Below are 14,991 nucleotides of genomic sequence, written 5' to 3'. Positions count from 1 at the left end.
TCAGATGTGCGGGACGTCTTCGGGGATGTCGTAGAAGGTCGGGTGCCGGTAGACCTTGTCGGCGCTGGGCTCGAAGAAGGGGTCCTTCTCGTCGCGGGTGGAGGCGGCGATGTGCTCCGAGCGCACGACCCAGATCGAGACGCCCTCGTTGCGCCGGGTGTACAGGTCGCGGGCGTGGGTGAGGGCCATGCGGTCGTCGGCGGCGTGCAGCGATCCCACGTGGACGTGGTTCAGGCCGCGCTTGCCGCGTACGAACACCTCGTACAGCGGCCAGTCCTGCTTGTCGGCGGTCATGCCACCGCTCCCTTCCGCTCGCGGGCCGCCTGCTTGGCGGCGTGGGCGGTGGCCGCCTCGCGCACCCAGGTGCCCTCCTCGTGGGCCGTGCGGCGTCGTTCCATCCGCTGGTCGTTGCACGGGCCGTCGCCCTTGATGACCCGCATCAGCTCGTCCCAGTCGGGCGTGCCGAAGTCGTGGTGGCCCCGGTCCTCGTTCCAGCGCAGCTCCGGGTCCGGGAGCGTCACGCCGAGCTTGCCGGCCTGGGGCACGGTCATGTCGACGAAGCGCTGGCGCAGTTCGTCGTTGCTGTGCCGCTTGATCTTCCAGGCCATGGACTGCGCGGAGTTGGGCGAGGCGTCGTCGGGCGGGCCGAACATCATCAGCGACGGCCACCACCAGCGGTTCACGGCGTCCTGCACCATCTCGCGCTGCTCCGGGGTGCCGCGCATCATCGTCATCAGCAGCTCGTAGCCCTGCCGCTGGTGGAACGACTCCTCCTTGCAGATCCGCACCATGGCGCGCGCGTACGGCCCGTAGGAGGAGCGGCACAGCGGCACCTGGTTGCAGATCGCGGCGCCGTCCACGAACCAGCCGATCACGCCGACGTCCGCGAAGCTCAGCGTCGGGTAGTTGAAGATCGACGAGTACTTCTGGCGGCCCTCGATCAGCCGCTCGGTGAGGTCCGCGCGGTCGGCGCCCAGCGTCTCCGCCGCCGAGTACAGGTACAGCCCGTGCCCAGCCTCGTCCTGGACCTTGGCGAACAGAATGGCCTTGCGGCGCAGCGACGGCGCGCGGGTGATCCACTCGCCCTCCGGCTGCATGCCGATGATCTCCGAGTGCGCGTGCTGCGCGATCTGGCGGATCAGTGTCTTCCGGTAGCCCTCCGGCATCCAGTCGCGCGGCTCGATTCGCTGGTCCCGCGCGATCGTCGCGTCGAAGTGCTGCTGGAGATCCGGCTCGGGGCCGTCCGTCCCCCCGGGGCTGGAGCGTGTCGTATCCATCCGTCCCACTTCCCAACCGACCATTCGTTCGGTCCATCGTAGGACACGTCGGCGCGCCTTGGTAAGACCCCTCGGGGAAGTCCTGGACCCTTGACAGGCACCGACGGGGCTGGATTACATGACAGCGCCAGCTAACCGAATGTTCGGTCGGTATATGAGGTGGTGCGAGAAGTGACCCATACCGCTGACGCGACGCCGCCCGCGGAGGCGATGTTCGCCGCGGACGAGGCCTCCCGCGGGCTCGGGATCGAGCTGTGGGAGCAGGGCGAGGGGACCGCCACGCTGCGGATGACCGTGACGGCGGCGATGGTGAACGGCCATGGGATCGTCCACGGCGGCTATGTCTTCCTGCTCGCCGACAGCGCCTTCGCCTGCGCCTGTAACAGCCACGGCCCGGTGACCGTCGCGGCGGGCGCCGACATCACCTTCGTGGCCCCCGCCCACGAGGGCGACGAACTGGTCGCCCGGGCCGAGGAGCGCACCCGCTACGGGCGCAGCGGCCTCTACGACGTGACGGTCCGGCGGGGCGACGAGGTGATCGCGGAGTTCCGGGGCCGCAGCCGGAGCATCAGGAGCACGAGGCCGGAGGAGTCCTAGATGACCAGCGAGACGACGGCCTCCGGGGCCACGGCACCCGTGCCACAGCGGCGCGGTGAGCCCCTCCCCCACGATCTGCTCGACGACACGGAGCGCCTGACGCGCGAGCAGCTGCGGGAGCTCCAGCTCGACCGCCTGCGCCGGACCCTGCGGCATGCCTACGAGAACGTGGAGACGTACCGGAAGAAGTTCGACGCGGCCGGGGTCTCCCCCGACGACTGCCGCTCGCTGGAGGACCTCGCCCGGTTCCCCTTCACCACGAAGGCCGACCTCCGGGACACCTACCCCTTCGGGATGTTCGCCGTCCCCATGGACCGGGTGCGGCGCGTGCACGCCTCCAGCGGCACCACCGGCCGCCCCACGGTGGTCGGCTACACGGAGAACGACCTGTCGATGTGGGCCGACCTCGTCGCCCGCTCGATCCGCGCCGCCGGCGGGCGCCCGGGCCACAAGGTGCACATCTCCTACGGGTACGGCCTGTTCACCGGCGGCCTCGGCGCGCACTACGGCGCGGAGCGCGCCGGCTGTCTGGTGATCCCGGCCTCCGGAGGCATGACCGCGCGCCAGGTGCAGATCATCCAGGACTTCCGGCCCGAGATCATCATGGTCACCCCGTCCTACATGCTCACCCTGCTCGACGAGTTCGAGCGCCAGGGCCTCGACCCGCGCGCGAGCAGTCTGCGGGTCGGCATCTTCGGTGCCGAGCCGTGGACGGAGGAGATGCGCCGCGAGATCGAGGAGCGGATGGACATCCACGCCGTCGACATATACGGCCTGTCCGAGGTGATCGGGCCGGGTGTCGCCCAGGAGTGCGTGGAGACCAAGGACGGACTGCACGTGTGGGAGGACCACTTCTATCCGGAGGTCGTCGACCCGATCACGGGTGAGGTGCTGCCCGAGGGCGAGGAGGGCGAGCTGGTCTTCACGTCGCTGACCAAGGAGGCCCTGCCGGTCGTCCGCTACCGCACCCGCGATCTGACCCGGCTGCTGCCCGGCACGGCCCGGCCCGCGTTCCGCCGCATCGAGAAGATCACCGGCCGCTGCGACGACATGATCATCTTGCGTGGGGTGAACGTCTTCCCCAGCCAGATCGAGGAGATCGTGCTGCGCACGCCCGGCGTCGCCCCGCACTTCCAGATCCAGCTGACCCGGCGCGGCCGCATGGACCACATGACCGTCCGCGTCGAGACCCGGCCCGGCACCGGCCCCGAGCAGCGCGACGCCGCGGCCGGGACGATCGCGCAGGCCGTCAAGGACGGCATCGGCGTCACCGCCGAGGTGACGATCGTCGAACCGGAGACCCTGGAGCGCTCCCTCGGCAAGCTCCGCCGGGTCAAGGACCTGCGCGAGGCGTGAACCGGAGCGGCTGCGGCTGCCCACACGGGCAGCGCTCCCGCCCGGCGGCACCGCCGCAGCTGTCAAGAGCAGCACTCCCGACGGGCACGCGAGCAGGAGCGAGTCCGACCCGCGCGACACCGAAGCTGCCAGAAGCAGCACTTCGCTCCGGACACCGCGGCGCGAGCGTCCCGGCCGGCGGCACCGCCGCGACGGTCAGAAGCAGCAGCCCCGCCCGGCCCGAGCAGGAGCGAGCCAGACCCGCGCGGACCGGGAGAATGTCAGAAGCACACTTCGCCCCGGACACCGCGGCGGGAGCTTCCCTGCCGGCGGCACTGCCGCAGCTGTCAAGAGCAGCACCCCCGCCCGGCCCGAGCAGGAGCGAGCCGGACCCGCGCGGACCCCGAGACTGTCAGAAGCAGCACTTCGCCCCGGACACCGGGGCGGGAGTGGCCGGGCCGGTATCGGTCACCGCGGGAGCCTCCGCCGCCGATCCGTGTGCGGCCGGCTTGCGGATGAGGAGCAGGGCCGCGTCGTCGTGCAGCCTGCCGCCCACGTGGGTCAGCAGTTCGTCGTGCAGCGCGCCGAGGGTGTGGGCCGGCTCCTGGGAGACATGCCGCTCCAGGCCCTCGGCCAGGGGGTAGAAGGCGCGCTCTGCGTCGCGGGCCTCGGTGACCCCGTCGGTGTAGAGCAGCAGCTGGTCGCCGTCGGCGAAGGCGAGCGTGTGGAGTCCCGGGGCGTGTCCGGCGAGGTCGCGCAGCCCGAGGGGCGGCGCCGGGTACACGGGGTCCACCGGGGTGACGGCCCCGGAGGCGCTCACCAGGAGCGGCGGCGCGTGTCCGCAGTTCACCACTTCCAGTTGCCCTTCCCGCGGGTAGCCGGCGACCACCGCGGTCACGAAGTCGTCCCGGCCGAGGTTGCGCGCGAGGCTCCGCTCGATGCGGTCGACCACGGCCAGGAGGTCGGGCTCGTCGTGGGCGGCCTCGCGGAAGACACCGAGCACCAGCGCGGCGGTCCCGACGGCGGGCAGCCCCTTGCCGCGCACGTCACCGACGATCAGCCGCACCCCGTGCGGGGTGGGTATCAGGGCGTAGAGGTCACCGCCGATACGGGCCTCGGCCGCCGCGGCGCTGTAGCGGACGGCCACCTGGAACGGACCCACGGTCGAGGGCACCGGCCTGAGCAGCGCGTGCTGGGCCGTCTCCGCGACCGAGCGGACAGCGGCGAGCACCCGTTCCCGGCGTCCGCGCAGGGCGCTGGCCAGGCCGCTCGCGAGCGTGACGGCGACCAGGGCCGACAGCATGGCGGCCAGTTCCCGGCCCGGCACTCCGTCCCGGATGCCGAGGGTCGCACCGACCGCGACGGTGAGGACGCCGACACAGAGGACCCCGCGCGGTCCGTTGGTCGTGGCCGCCAGGGCCGGCCCGGCCGCGAGCAGGGGCAGCCAGATCATCCCCGCCCCGCCCACGAGGTCGGCCGACACGACGGCGGCGACGACCACGACCGGCAGCACGGGTGCGCCGGCGCCCAGCCGCGCGACGACGCGCCTGCGGGCCGAAGCCCCGGCAGCGGCCGCTCGGTCGCCGAACGACCGTACCGGCCGGTGGTGGACGCCATGATTGCGGGCTTGGCTCATGTCGGTGTCCGCAGTCCTCACCTGTGCGCGGGGCACGTTCCGGAAATGTCTGACTTATCCAGAAAACGGGGTACGGATGTCTCCGGCAAGAAGTGCTTTTTCAGATAGTGAGCGAGAGGCTCCTGGTCACGCGGCTCGCCGTCGGGAGCAGCCGCTCGCGGATCTCCGGCAGCCGGGAGAGCCGGTTCGACGGCAGCGAGACACCGAGGGAACCGAGCGTGTCCCCGCTGTAGACCGGGACGGCGACGCAGACCGTGCCGAGGGAGTACTCCTCCAGGTCCGTGATGGCCGGGGCCAGGGGCGAGGTCTCCAGTCGCTGGAGGAGCACCGGGAGGCTGGTGATCGTCCGCGGGGTGAGGTCGGCGAGGTGGTGACGGGAGAGGTAGTCCTGGCGGGCCTCTTCGTCCAGCTCCCGCAGGACGGACTTGCCCAGGGCGGTGGCGTGCCCCGCGTCCTCGAAGCCGACCCAGAGATCGACGCGGGGGGTTCCGGGGCCGTCGACGATCTCGGCGACCCGGATCTCCCCGTCCTCGTAGAAGGTGAGGTAGGCGGCCGTCGCCAGCTCGTCGCGCAGCGCGGCGAGGGTGGGCCGCACCCGGCTGAGCAGCGCCTGCGCACGCCCCGTGGTCTGCAGCGTCTGGAGCTTGTCGCCGAGGACGAAGCCGCCGTCGTCCAGCTTCCGCAGGTACCCGTCGTGCACCAGGGTCCGCAGCAGGTGGTAGGTGGTGGCCAGGGGCAGACTCGTCTCGCGCGCCAGCTGCTTGGCCGGCGCGCCGTTCACGTGCGCGCTCACCGCCTCCAGCAGTCGCATGGCCCGCTGGACGGAGTTGATGAGCGTAGGGCCGTCTTCCGCACCCATACGAACAGCGTGCGCCAGGCCCCGTGCGCCAGGCAAGGGGCAGGCCGGTGGATCAGCGTGGACCGGACCGCGTGTTCTGCCTCGGCCGGGGGCGGGCGTGCCTGCGCCCCGGGGCGGCGGTGCCGTGGACGCGCGCACGACGGGCATGCCGCCGGTCCTCGGCCGCGTGCTGGATCACCGGCCTCCTGCCGGCGGCGGCCGGACACCCCGGGCCCCAAGGAGGGCCCGGTCGAGGCAGCCGTGCGGGCCGCTCAGGCGCCTCCCGCTCCCGGCCGACGTACGCATGGACGCGCCCCCGGCGAGCCCGGCACTCCGGTGAAACCGGCGCGTACCCGTTCGGCCGGACGCGGTTTAGCACCGCGAAACGCCGCCGTGGTCCTTCACGGCCCTCCCCCTACGGGCGACCATGCGATGTCATGGACATCTTGCTCGTCGCCAGCGCGTTCAACAGCCTGTCCCAGCGTGTGTTCGCCGAACTGTCGGACGAGGGGCACCACGTGGAGGTCGTGCTCGCCTCGCACGGCCCCGATGCCGTCCGGGCCGCCGTGCGCGAGGTGGGCCCGGAGCTGATCGTCGCCCCGATGCTCAAGTCGGCCCTGCCGGAAGAGGTGTGGCGCGAGCACACCTGCCTGATCGTGCATCCGGGGCCACCCGGGGACCGGGGCCCGTCGTCGCTGGACTGGGCGATCGCCGAGGAGGCGTCCGAGTGGGGCGTGACGGTGCTCCAGGCCGAGGCGGCCATGGACGCGGGCGACGTGTGGGCCGACGGCACCTTCACCGTGCCGCCGGCGGGCAAGAGCGACATGTACCGCAACGAGGTGGCGGACGCCGCCACGGCCGCCGTGCTGCTGGCCGTGCGGCGCTACGCCGAGGGGTCGTACAAACCCCGCCCGCAGAGCGAACCCGGGACCCACGTGATGTGGCGGGACTACTTCCGCCAGGAACAGCGGCGGATCGACTGGGAGAACGACAGCACGGCCACGGTGCTGCGCAAGCTGCGCGGGGCCGACTCGCAGCCCGGCGTCCGGGACGAGATCTGCGGCCAGGAGGTGTTCCTGCACGGCGGTCACCCCGAGGACCGGCTGCGCGGGGAGCCCGGGGAACTGCTCGCGACGCGGGCCGGCGCGCTCTGCCGGGCCACCCGGGACGGCGCGGTGTGGATCCCGGAACTGCGTCCCCGCAAGAGCTCCGGCGACCCCGCGCCGTTCCGTCGCCCGGCGGCCTCGGTGCTCGCGGGCTTCCCGGCCCCGCCCGGCAGCGGTCCGGGCATGCCGGGTGCGTACGACCGCCCGTACTGGCTGCCCGAGATCGCCGCCCCGCTCGAACTGCCGCCGGACCGCACCACCTGGACGGACATCCGCTACCGGCAGAGCGGTCCCGTCGGGTTCCTGACGTTCTCGTTCCCCGGCGGGGCCATGAGCACCACCCACTGCCGCCGGCTGCTCGCCGCCTGGCGGTACGCCCTGACCCGCCCCACCTCGGTGCTGGTGCTCGGTGGCGCCCGCGACTTCTTCTCCAACGGCATCCACCTCAACGTCATCGAGGCGGCGGGCGACCCGGCGGGCGAGTCCTGGTCCAATCTGAACGCCATGGACGACCTGGTCGAGGCGGTGCTGCGCACCACCGACCGGCTGGTGGTGTCGGCCCTCGGCGGCAACGCGGCGGCGGGCGGCGTCATGCTCGCCCTGGCCGCCGACGAAGTCTGGTGCCGCAGGGGCAGCGTCCTCAACCCGCACTACCGGAACATGGGCCTGTACGGGTCGGAGTACTGGACGTACTCGCTGCCCCGCCGGGTGGGCGCCGAAACGGCCGAGCGGCTCACGGAAGAGGCGTTGCCGGTGAGCTCCGCGACAGCCGAGCGCATCGGGCTGGTGGACCGTCTGGTGCCCGTCGCGGCCCAGGAGTTCGCCCCCGAGATCGAGCGTCTGGCCGCCGAGCTGGCCGCCGACCCGGATCTGCCGCGCCGGATCACCGCCAAGGCCACGGCCCGCCACGCGGATGAGCTCGCACGGCCCCTCGCCGAATACCGGCGGGCCGAACTCGCCCGTATGCGCGCCGTCTTCTTCGACCCGGAGGCTCCCTACCACGCGCTGCGCTCCGCCTTCGTCCGCAAGCTCCCGAACGGCTCCGCCCGGCCGCTGACCACCGGGGGCGCCCGATGAGCGCGCGGCTCCTCGTGGCGGGCGTCGGCAACATCTTCCTCGCCGACGACGCCTTCGGGCCCGAGGTGATCCGCGCCCTGGACCGGGACCCGCTGCCCCCGGAGGTACGGGTGCGGGACTTCGGCATCCGCGGCATGGACCTCGCCTACGAGCTGCTCGACGGCTACGACACGGCCGTCCTGGTCGACGCCGCCGTGCGAGGGCACGAGCCGGGCACACTGTCGCTGATCGAGCCGGAACTGCCCGGCGGCTCCGCGGCGGGCGCCCCGCCCGAGGCGCACGGCATGGACCCGGCGAAGGTGCTCGCCCTGGCCGCCCACCTGGGCGACGAGCCGCTCCCCCGCGTCCTGGTGCTGGCCTGCGAGCCCGAGCTGCGGGCACCGGCGGACGAGGACATCGCCCCGGGAATCAGCGCGACGGTGCGCGAGGCGGTCGGGCGGGCCGTCGCGGCGCTGCACACCCTGGTGCCGGTGCTGCTCGCCGACCCGGCGGCCACGCCCCCGTTGAGCCGCCCGGACGAATCCGCCCCCCTGTCCCCGGCCGGGCTGCCGGGCACGGTGGGCGATGGCGCGGAGGATCGGTAGCGGAACGATTTCCCTACCGACCCGCGAGGAGCGGCGCCCATGTGCGATTCCGTGGACGAGGTCACCCAGGCCGTCCTGGCGAAGAACGACGGTCTGGCCGCGGACCTGCGTGAGCAACTGACCCGGCGCGGGGTGTGCGTGGTCAACCTGCTGTCCAGCCCGGGCAGCGGCAAGACGGAACTGCTCGGGCGAGTGCTGGCCAGTGCGGTGGAGCGGAGCCTTCCGGTGGCCGCCCTCACCGCCGACCTGGCGACCGAGAACGACGCCGACCGGCTGGCCCGGTCGGGAGCCCCGGTGAAGCAGCTGCTGACGGACGGGTTGTGTCATCTGGAGGCGAGGCAGCTGCGCGGGCACGTGGAGAGCTGGCTCCCCGCGGGCACGTCACTGCTGTTCGTGGAGAACGTGGGCAATCTCGTCTGCCCCGCCTCCTACGACCTCGGCGAGAGTCTGCGGATCGTGCTCATGGCCGTGACCGAGGGCGAGGACAAGCCGCTGAAGTACCCCACGGCCTTCGGGTCGGCCCATCTGGTGGTGCTGACGAAGACCGATCTGGCCGGGCCGGCGGGGTTCGACGAGACGGCCTTCGAGACGAACGTCCAGCGGGTCAACCCGGGGGTGGAGGTGGTGCGGTCCTGTGCCCGCACCGGCGCCGGCGTCGACGTTCTCCTGGAGCGGGTGCTGGCCGTCCGGGACGGGGCCCCCGTCCACCGGCCGCCCCTGGCACCCCGCCCGCACACCCACAGCCACACCCACACTCACGTCCACACGGACACGCACACGCACACGCACGAGGGCGCCGAAGCCGGCCTCGTCCCGTGACCGCACCCGCCACCCGGGCGGTGCGCCGGCGCGTCACCGTGCGCGGCACCGTGCAGGGCGTGGGCTTCCGCCCGTTCGTGCACCGCCTCGCCACCGACCTGGCACTCGCGGGTTTCGTGAGCAACACGGCGAGCGGTGTGCTCATCGAGGTGGAGGGCCCGCTGGACGGCGTCGCCGACTTCTGCGACCGGCTCGCCCAGGAGCCGCCGCCGCTGGCCGCCGTCACCGGCGTCGGCTTCGAGGACCTGCCCGCCACCGGCGCCGAGAGCACCTTCGGCATCCGCTCCACCGACCGCTCCCCCGGCAGCACCCTCCTCCCGCCCGACACGGCGACCTGCCCGGACTGCCTGCGGGAGCTGCGCGATCCGGCCGACCGGCGGCACCGGCACCCGTTCGTCACCTGCACCCACTGCGGCCCCCGCTTCACCATCGCCACGGGGATGCCGTACGACCGGGCGGTCACGACCATGGCCGGCTTCCCGATGTGCGCCGCGTGCGCCCGGGAGTACGGCGATCCCCTCGACCGCCGCTTCCACGCCCAGCCCGTGGCCTGCCCCGACTGCGGCCCCCGGCTGCGTCTGGTGCCGGGGGCCGGGAGCGCGGTCCGCCCGGCCCGGGATGCCGAAGCCCTGGCGTCGGCCCGGGCGTTGCTGGCCGCCGGGCGGATCGTCGCCGTCAAGGGCCTCGGGGGCTATCACCTGGCCTGCGACGCCACCGACGCCCGGGCCGTCGACACCCTGCTCACCCGCAAGGCACGCGGCGGCAAGCCGTTCGCGGTGATGTGCGCGGACCTCGACGACGTACGGCGGATCGCGGAACTCTCCGCGCCCGAACGGGCCGCCCTCACCGGCTCCCGGCGCCCCATCGTGCTGCTGCGCCGACGCACGGAGACGGACGGACTCGCGCCGGGCGTCTGCCCCGGCAGCCCGCACCTCGGCGTGATGCTGCCCTACACGCCCGTGCACACCCTGCTGTTCGGACTGCCCGGTGACCCGCCCGGCCCGCGGGTGCTGGTCATGACGAGCGGCAACCGCTCCGGGGAGCCGATCGTCACGGACGACGACGAGGCGCTGACCCGGCTCGCCGGGCTGGCCGACGCCTGGCTCGCCCACGACCGGCCCATCTCCTCGCCCTGCGACGACTCCCTGCTGCGGGTGCGTCCCGACGGCACCGAGCAGGTGCTGCGCCGATCCCGGGGGTATGTGCCCCGGCCGCTGCGGCTGCCGGTCCGGGTGCGGCCCGCTCTCGCCGTGGGCGGCGACCTGAAGAACGCCCTGTGCCTCGGCGCGGGCGACCAGGCCTGGTTCGGCCCGCACATCGGCGACATGGGCGATCTGACGACGCTGGAGGCGGCCCGGCGGGCGGACGCGCACCTGCGGGGGCTGACCGGCGTGCGTCCCGAAGTGGTCGCCGCCGACCGGCACCCCGGGTACCACTCGACACGGTGGGCCGCCCGCCTGGCCGGGCACGCCCCGGTGACAGTCCAGCACCACCACGCGCACATCGCCTCCGCGATGGCCGAGCACGGCCTGGACGGCACCACGCCGGTGATCGGCGTCGCGTTCGACGGCACGGGCTACGGCGACGACGGCACCGTCTGGGGCGGCGAGATCCTCCTCGCCGACTACACCGGCTTCCGGCGCTACGCCCGCCTCTCCCCCGCCCCGCTGCCCGGAGGCGACGCGGGCGTCGCCAACCCGTGCCGCCTGGCCCTGGCCCGGCTGTGGGCGGCGGGACTGCCGTGGGACGCGGACCTGCCGTGCGTGACCGCCTGCGCGCCGCAGGAACGGGCGGTGCTCCAGCGGCAGTTGACCGGCGGCCTGGCCTGTGTGCCGACCTCCAGCATGGGCCGGCTCTTCGACGCCGTGTCGTCGCTCGTGGGCGTGTGCCATCGCGCGGGGTACGAGGCGCAGGCCGCGCTGGAGCTGGAGGCGGCGGCCGCGTCCGCGTGGGGCGCCGACAGGTCCGCGTACACCTTCGCCGACGGGTTCGACCCGGCGCCCGTGCTGAGCGCGCTGGTCGCCGATCTGCGGCGCGGCACCCCCGCCGCCGTGCTCGCGGCCCGTTTCCACCGTTCCGTGGCGCGGGCGGTGGCGGGGATCTGCCGGCGCGCGCGTCAGGACACCGGCCTGGCCACCGTCGCCCTCAGCGGCGGGGTGTTCGCCAACGCGCTGCTGGAGGAGCAGTGCGCGCGACTGCTGGCCGAGGACGGCTTCGCGGTGCTGCGGCACAGCGAAGTGCCGCCGAACGACGGCGGGCTGGCCCTCGGCCAGCTGGTGGTCGCGGCGCACCTACGACAGGAGGAGTGACCCATGTGTTTGGCAGTGCCCGGCAAGGTCGTCGCCATCGACGACAGTGCCGAACCGCTCACCGGGCTGATCGACTTCGGCGGTGTGCAGAAGAAGGCGTGCCTGGAGTACGTGTCCGACGTGAAGGTGGGTGAGTACGTCATCGTGCACGTCGGCTTCGCGCTCCAGCGTCTGGACGAGGAGTCGGCCCTGGCCTCCCTGAAGCTGTTCGAGGAACTGGGGCTGCTGGAGGAGGAGTTCGGGGACGCCTGGGAGCAGGCGGCCAGGGAGGCGGGCGGTACCGCGGCGGCGGAGCCCGAGAACAGCGGGAGTGAGGCCCGGTGAAGTACATCGACGAGTTCAACGACCCCCAGCTGGCGCGGCGGCTGCTGGACGAGATCCGCGCCACCGCCACCCGGCCCTGGGCCCTGATGGAGGTGTGCGGCGGGCAGACCCACTCGATCATCCGGCACGGCATCGACCAACTGCTCCCCGAGCAGGTCGAGTTGATCCACGGACCCGGCTGCCCGGTCTGTGTCACGCCGCTGGAGGTCATCGACAAGGCGCTGGAGATCGCCGCCCGGCCCGGGGTGATCTTCTGCTCCTTCGGCGACATGCTCCGGGTGCCGGGCACCGACCGCGACCTGTTCCGGGTCAAGGGCGAGGGCGGTGACGTACGGGTGGTGTACTCGCCGCTCGACGCCCTGGAGCTGGCCCGCCGCAACCCGGACCGGGAGGTGGTGTTCTTCGCGATCGGCTTCGAGACCACCGCCCCGGCCAACGCGATGGCCGTGCACCAGGCGCGCCGGCTGGGCCTGTCCAACTTCAGTCTGCTGGTGTCGCATGTGCGGGTCCCCCCGGCCGTCGAGGCGATCATGACGGCGCCCGAGTGCCGGGTGCAGGGCTTCCTGGCCGCCGGGCACGTGTGCAGCGTGATGGGGATGGCCGAGTATCCGGAGCTGGCCGAGCGGTTCCGCGTGCCGATGGTGGTGACGGGCTTCGAGCCGCTGGACATCCTGGAGGGCATCCGCCGGGCGGTCCGTCAGCTGGAGCGCGGTGAGCACCGGGTGGAGAACGCCTACCCGCGTGCCGTGCGGGAGGAGGGCAACCCGGCCGCGGTGCGCATGATCGAGGAGGTCTTCGAGGTCACCGACCGCTCCTGGCGCGGCATCGGGCGGATCCCGGCCAGCGGCTGGCGGCTCACCGACGCCTTCCGCGCCTACGACGCGGAGCACCGCTTCGACGTGAGCGGGATCCGTACCGAGGAGCCCGCCGAGTGCCGGGCCGGTGAGGTGCTCCAGGGCCTGATCAAGCCGACCGAGTGTGCCGCGTTCGGCACCACCTGCACACCGCGCACCCCGCTCGGCGCCACCATGGTCTCCAGCGAGGGCGCCTGCGCGGCCTACTACCTCTACCGCCGGATGAACGCCCTGGCGCCGCAGGCCGGCGGCACCGCGCCGCAGGAGGTGACCCCCGTTGCCTGAGCGAGTCGCCGACGTGGTCGACCCGGCCGACTGGACCTGCCCCGCCCCGCTGCGCGACCAGGGGGTGGTGGTCATGGGACACGGCGGCGGGGGTGCGCTGTCGGCGGAGCTGATGGAGCAGATCTTCACCCCTGCCTACGGCAACGCCACCCTGGCCGGCCTCGCCGACTCCGCCGTCCTCGAACTGGGCGGCGCGCGGCTGGCGTTCTCCACCGACTCCTACGTGGTCCGGCCGCTGTTCTTCCCCGGCGGCTGCCTGGGTGACCTCGCGGTCAACGGCACCGTCAACGATCTCGCGATGAGCGGCGCGCGCCCCGCCTACCTCTCCGCGGCGTTCGTCCTCGAAGAGGGCGTGGAGCTGACGGTCGTCGAACGGATCGCCCGCTCGATGGGGGCGGCCGCCGAGGCCGCCGGGGTCACGATCGCCACGGGTGACACCAAGGTGGTGGAGTCCGGGCACGGCGACGGGGTGTACGTCACCACCGCCGGGGTGGGACTCGTGCCCGGCGGGGTGGACATCCGGCCCCAGCGTGCCCGGCCCGGGGACGCGGTCATCGTCAGCGGCCCGATCGGACTGCACGGCGTGGCCATCATGAGCGTGCGGGAAGGGCTGGAGTTCGGGGTGGAGGTCGCCAGCGACACCGCGCCGCTGGCGAGCCTGGTGGCGGCGATGCTGGCCGTCACCGCGGACATCCATGTGCTGCGCGACCCCACCCGGGGCGGCCTGGGCGCGTCGCTCAACGAGATCGCCCGTGCCTCCGGGACCGGTGTCCGGCTTCAGGAGCGGGCGATCCCGGTGCCGGACGCGGTGGCGAACGCCTGCGGGTTCCTCGGACTCGATCCGCTGTACGTCGCCAACGAGGGGCGGCTGGTCGCCATCGTGCCGCCGTCGGAGGCGGAGGAGGTGCTGGCCGCCATGCGGGCCCATCCGCAGGGCACCGGGGCGACTCTGATCGGCGAGTGCGTCGCCGAGCACCCGGGAATGGTGGTGGTCGCCACCGGACTCGGCGGGACGCGGGTGGTGGACCTGCCCCTCGGGGAGCAGCTGCCGCGCATCTGCTGACCACCGGACAGGACGAAGGGCCCCGCCGACGGCTCGGCGGGGCCCTGCTCCTGCCCTAGGCCGGTACCGGCTCGATCCCGGCGATCTCCAGCTCACGGCCGCTGCGCAGGTCGCTGGAGGGCTGGTCGCAGCGCGGGCACCAGAAGAACGGGGGCATGCCCACCGGGAACTCCTCGGCGCACGGGCCGCACCAGGCCTGCGCGGGGATCTGCTCGACGACGAGGTGCGCCCCGGCGAGGGCGGTGCCGTCGCGGGCCACCTCGAAGGCGAAGCCGAGGGCGTCGGGGACGACACCCGCCAGCTCGCCGACCCGGACGGTCACCTTCGAGACGGCGTCCGTCCCGTCCGCCCGGGCCAGCTCGTCGGCCCGCTCGATGATCGCGGTCGCGATCGACAGTTCGTGCACGGCCGGCTCACGGGTAGCGGTGGCCGGCGCGGAATCCGCCGGCCATCCGCCAGATCCGCACCTCCCGCCTGAGGCTCGGCCACTCCCAGGCGAGCAGGGCCAGGACCACACCGCCCACCAGGGCGGCCTCGGCCTTCAGCACCCGCTCCCCGCTCATCCCGCCCCGCCTGCGCGCGACGGGTCTGCGACGTGTTCGTTTCATTGCGGCGACTCCCTGCTCGTCCTCATCACGGCGTTCATCCCGGCGGGATGTTCGGCATGGCCTCCGCGAGGAGGACGTCATGCCGCTTCCAGTGGATCCCGGTGGAGCGGCGCGCGTCGGCGGTGCCGTCCTCGTGGTGGCCCTTCTGCCGCTCGCGCGGTCCCTTGTTGCCCTCGTGCATGCCGGCGACGTGCCCGGGCGTGTCGGGCTTCGCCTGGGGCCGGCCCACTCTGATGGTGCCCATGGGGTGCTCTCCTTCCTCGCCTCCGACCAGCGGAG

General features: G+C 73.3%; 16 protein-coding genes. 9 read left to right on the top strand and 7 right to left on the bottom strand.

Annotation, left to right across the window (positions count from 1 at the left end):
• Positions 1-294, bottom strand: coding sequence for a 1,2-phenylacetyl-CoA epoxidase subunit PaaB (gene paaB / locus IGS69_RS31760; RefSeq protein ID WP_030844556.1), 294 nt, complete (start codon positions 292-294; stop codon positions 1-3).
• Positions 291-1,277 carry a 1,2-phenylacetyl-CoA epoxidase subunit PaaA gene (gene paaA / locus IGS69_RS31755; RefSeq protein WP_190903896.1) on the bottom strand — a complete coding sequence of 329 codons (987 nt, stop codon included), beginning with the start codon at positions 1,275-1,277 and terminating at the stop codon, positions 291-293. The genes paaB and paaA overlap by 4 nt, the downstream gene beginning before the upstream one ends.
• A 210-nt stretch (positions 1,278-1,487) precedes the next feature.
• Between paaA and paaI the strand changes: the two genes are divergently transcribed.
• Positions 1,488-1,874 (top strand): hydroxyphenylacetyl-CoA thioesterase PaaI, encoded by a 387-nt coding sequence (gene paaI, locus IGS69_RS31750; protein ID WP_190904728.1) that lies wholly within the window; start codon positions 1,488-1,490, stop codon positions 1,872-1,874.
• Entirely contained in the window at positions 1,875-3,230 is a 1,356-nt protein-coding gene (gene paaK / locus IGS69_RS31745; RefSeq protein WP_190903895.1) for a phenylacetate--CoA ligase PaaK, read from the top strand.
• A gap of 391 nt (positions 3,231-3,621) precedes the next feature.
• On the opposite strand, the gene IGS69_RS31740 is transcribed toward paaK, so the two are convergent.
• Positions 3,622-4,845, bottom strand: coding sequence for a PP2C family protein-serine/threonine phosphatase (locus IGS69_RS31740; protein ID WP_190903894.1), 1,224 nt, complete (start codon positions 4,843-4,845; stop codon positions 3,622-3,624).
• Positions 4,846-4,945: 100 nt separating this feature from the next.
• Positions 4,946-5,704, bottom strand: a complete 759-nt coding sequence (locus IGS69_RS31735) for an IclR family transcriptional regulator (RefSeq protein ID WP_190903893.1) — start codon at positions 5,702-5,704, stop codon at positions 4,946-4,948.
• 416 nt (positions 5,705-6,120) lie between these two features.
• On the opposite strand from IGS69_RS31735, the gene IGS69_RS31730 reads away from it, so the two are divergent.
• The 7 genes from IGS69_RS31730 to hypE are packed head-to-tail and all read left to right on the top strand — an operon-like array spanning position 6,121 to position 14,104.
• The gene (locus tag IGS69_RS31730) at positions 6,121-7,866 is read left to right on the top strand and encodes an enoyl-CoA hydratase-related protein (protein ID WP_190903892.1); all 1,746 of its coding nucleotides are present in this window, start codon (positions 6,121-6,123) and stop codon (positions 7,864-7,866) included.
• Positions 7,863-8,450: a hydrogenase maturation protease gene (locus IGS69_RS31725; RefSeq protein ID WP_190903891.1), complete on the top strand. Its 588-nt coding sequence runs from the start codon at positions 7,863-7,865 to the stop codon at positions 8,448-8,450. The genes IGS69_RS31730 and IGS69_RS31725 overlap by 4 nt, the downstream gene beginning before the upstream one ends.
• 39 nt (positions 8,451-8,489) lie before the next feature.
• Positions 8,490-9,269: a hydrogenase nickel incorporation protein HypB gene (gene hypB / locus IGS69_RS31720; protein WP_190903890.1), complete on the top strand. Its 780-nt coding sequence runs from the start codon at positions 8,490-8,492 to the stop codon at positions 9,267-9,269.
• Positions 9,266-11,578: a carbamoyltransferase HypF gene (hypF, locus tag IGS69_RS31715; protein WP_190903889.1), complete on the top strand. Its 2,313-nt coding sequence runs from the start codon at positions 9,266-9,268 to the stop codon at positions 11,576-11,578. Before hypB ends, hypF begins: the two co-directional genes overlap by 4 nt.
• Positions 11,579-11,581: 3 nt before the next feature.
• Positions 11,582-11,902 carry a HypC/HybG/HupF family hydrogenase formation chaperone gene (locus IGS69_RS31710; RefSeq protein WP_190903888.1) on the top strand — a complete coding sequence of 107 codons (321 nt, stop codon included), beginning with the start codon at positions 11,582-11,584 and terminating at the stop codon, positions 11,900-11,902.
• On the top strand, positions 11,899-13,041 hold the full coding sequence (gene hypD / locus IGS69_RS31705) for a hydrogenase formation protein HypD (protein WP_190903887.1): 1,143 nt from the start codon (positions 11,899-11,901) through the stop codon (positions 13,039-13,041). Before IGS69_RS31710 ends, hypD begins: the two co-directional genes overlap by 4 nt.
• Positions 13,034-14,104 carry a hydrogenase expression/formation protein HypE gene (hypE, locus tag IGS69_RS31700; RefSeq protein ID WP_269783196.1) on the top strand — a complete coding sequence of 357 codons (1,071 nt, stop codon included), beginning with the start codon at positions 13,034-13,036 and terminating at the stop codon, positions 14,102-14,104. Before hypD ends, hypE begins: the two co-directional genes overlap by 8 nt.
• A gap of 55 nt (positions 14,105-14,159) precedes the next feature.
• Here the strand turns inward: hypE and hypA are convergent, their stop codons facing one another.
• The 3 genes from hypA to IGS69_RS31685 are packed head-to-tail and all read right to left on the bottom strand — an operon-like array spanning position 14,160 to position 14,956.
• Positions 14,160-14,510 (bottom strand): hydrogenase maturation nickel metallochaperone HypA, encoded by a 351-nt coding sequence (gene hypA / locus IGS69_RS31695; RefSeq protein ID WP_031111009.1) that lies wholly within the window; start codon positions 14,508-14,510, stop codon positions 14,160-14,162.
• Between the two features lie 7 nt (positions 14,511-14,517).
• Complete coding sequence (locus tag IGS69_RS31690; protein ID WP_190904786.1) at positions 14,518-14,712, bottom strand: hypothetical protein; 195 nt, start codon at positions 14,710-14,712, stop codon at positions 14,518-14,520.
• 34 nt (positions 14,713-14,746) lie between these two features.
• A complete protein-coding gene (locus IGS69_RS31685; protein WP_190903886.1) occupies positions 14,747-14,956 on the bottom strand; it encodes a hypothetical protein in 210 nt (69 codons plus the stop codon).
• Positions 14,957-14,991 lie beyond the last annotated feature (35 nt).

The organism is Streptomyces tuirus, assembly GCF_014701095.1.
GTDB classification, from domain to species: Bacteria; Actinomycetota; Actinomycetes; order Streptomycetales; family Streptomycetaceae; genus Streptomyces; species Streptomyces tuirus.
The sequence above is the reverse complement of the archived record's forward strand: the minus strand, read 5'-3'. Positions and strand labels throughout refer to the sequence as shown.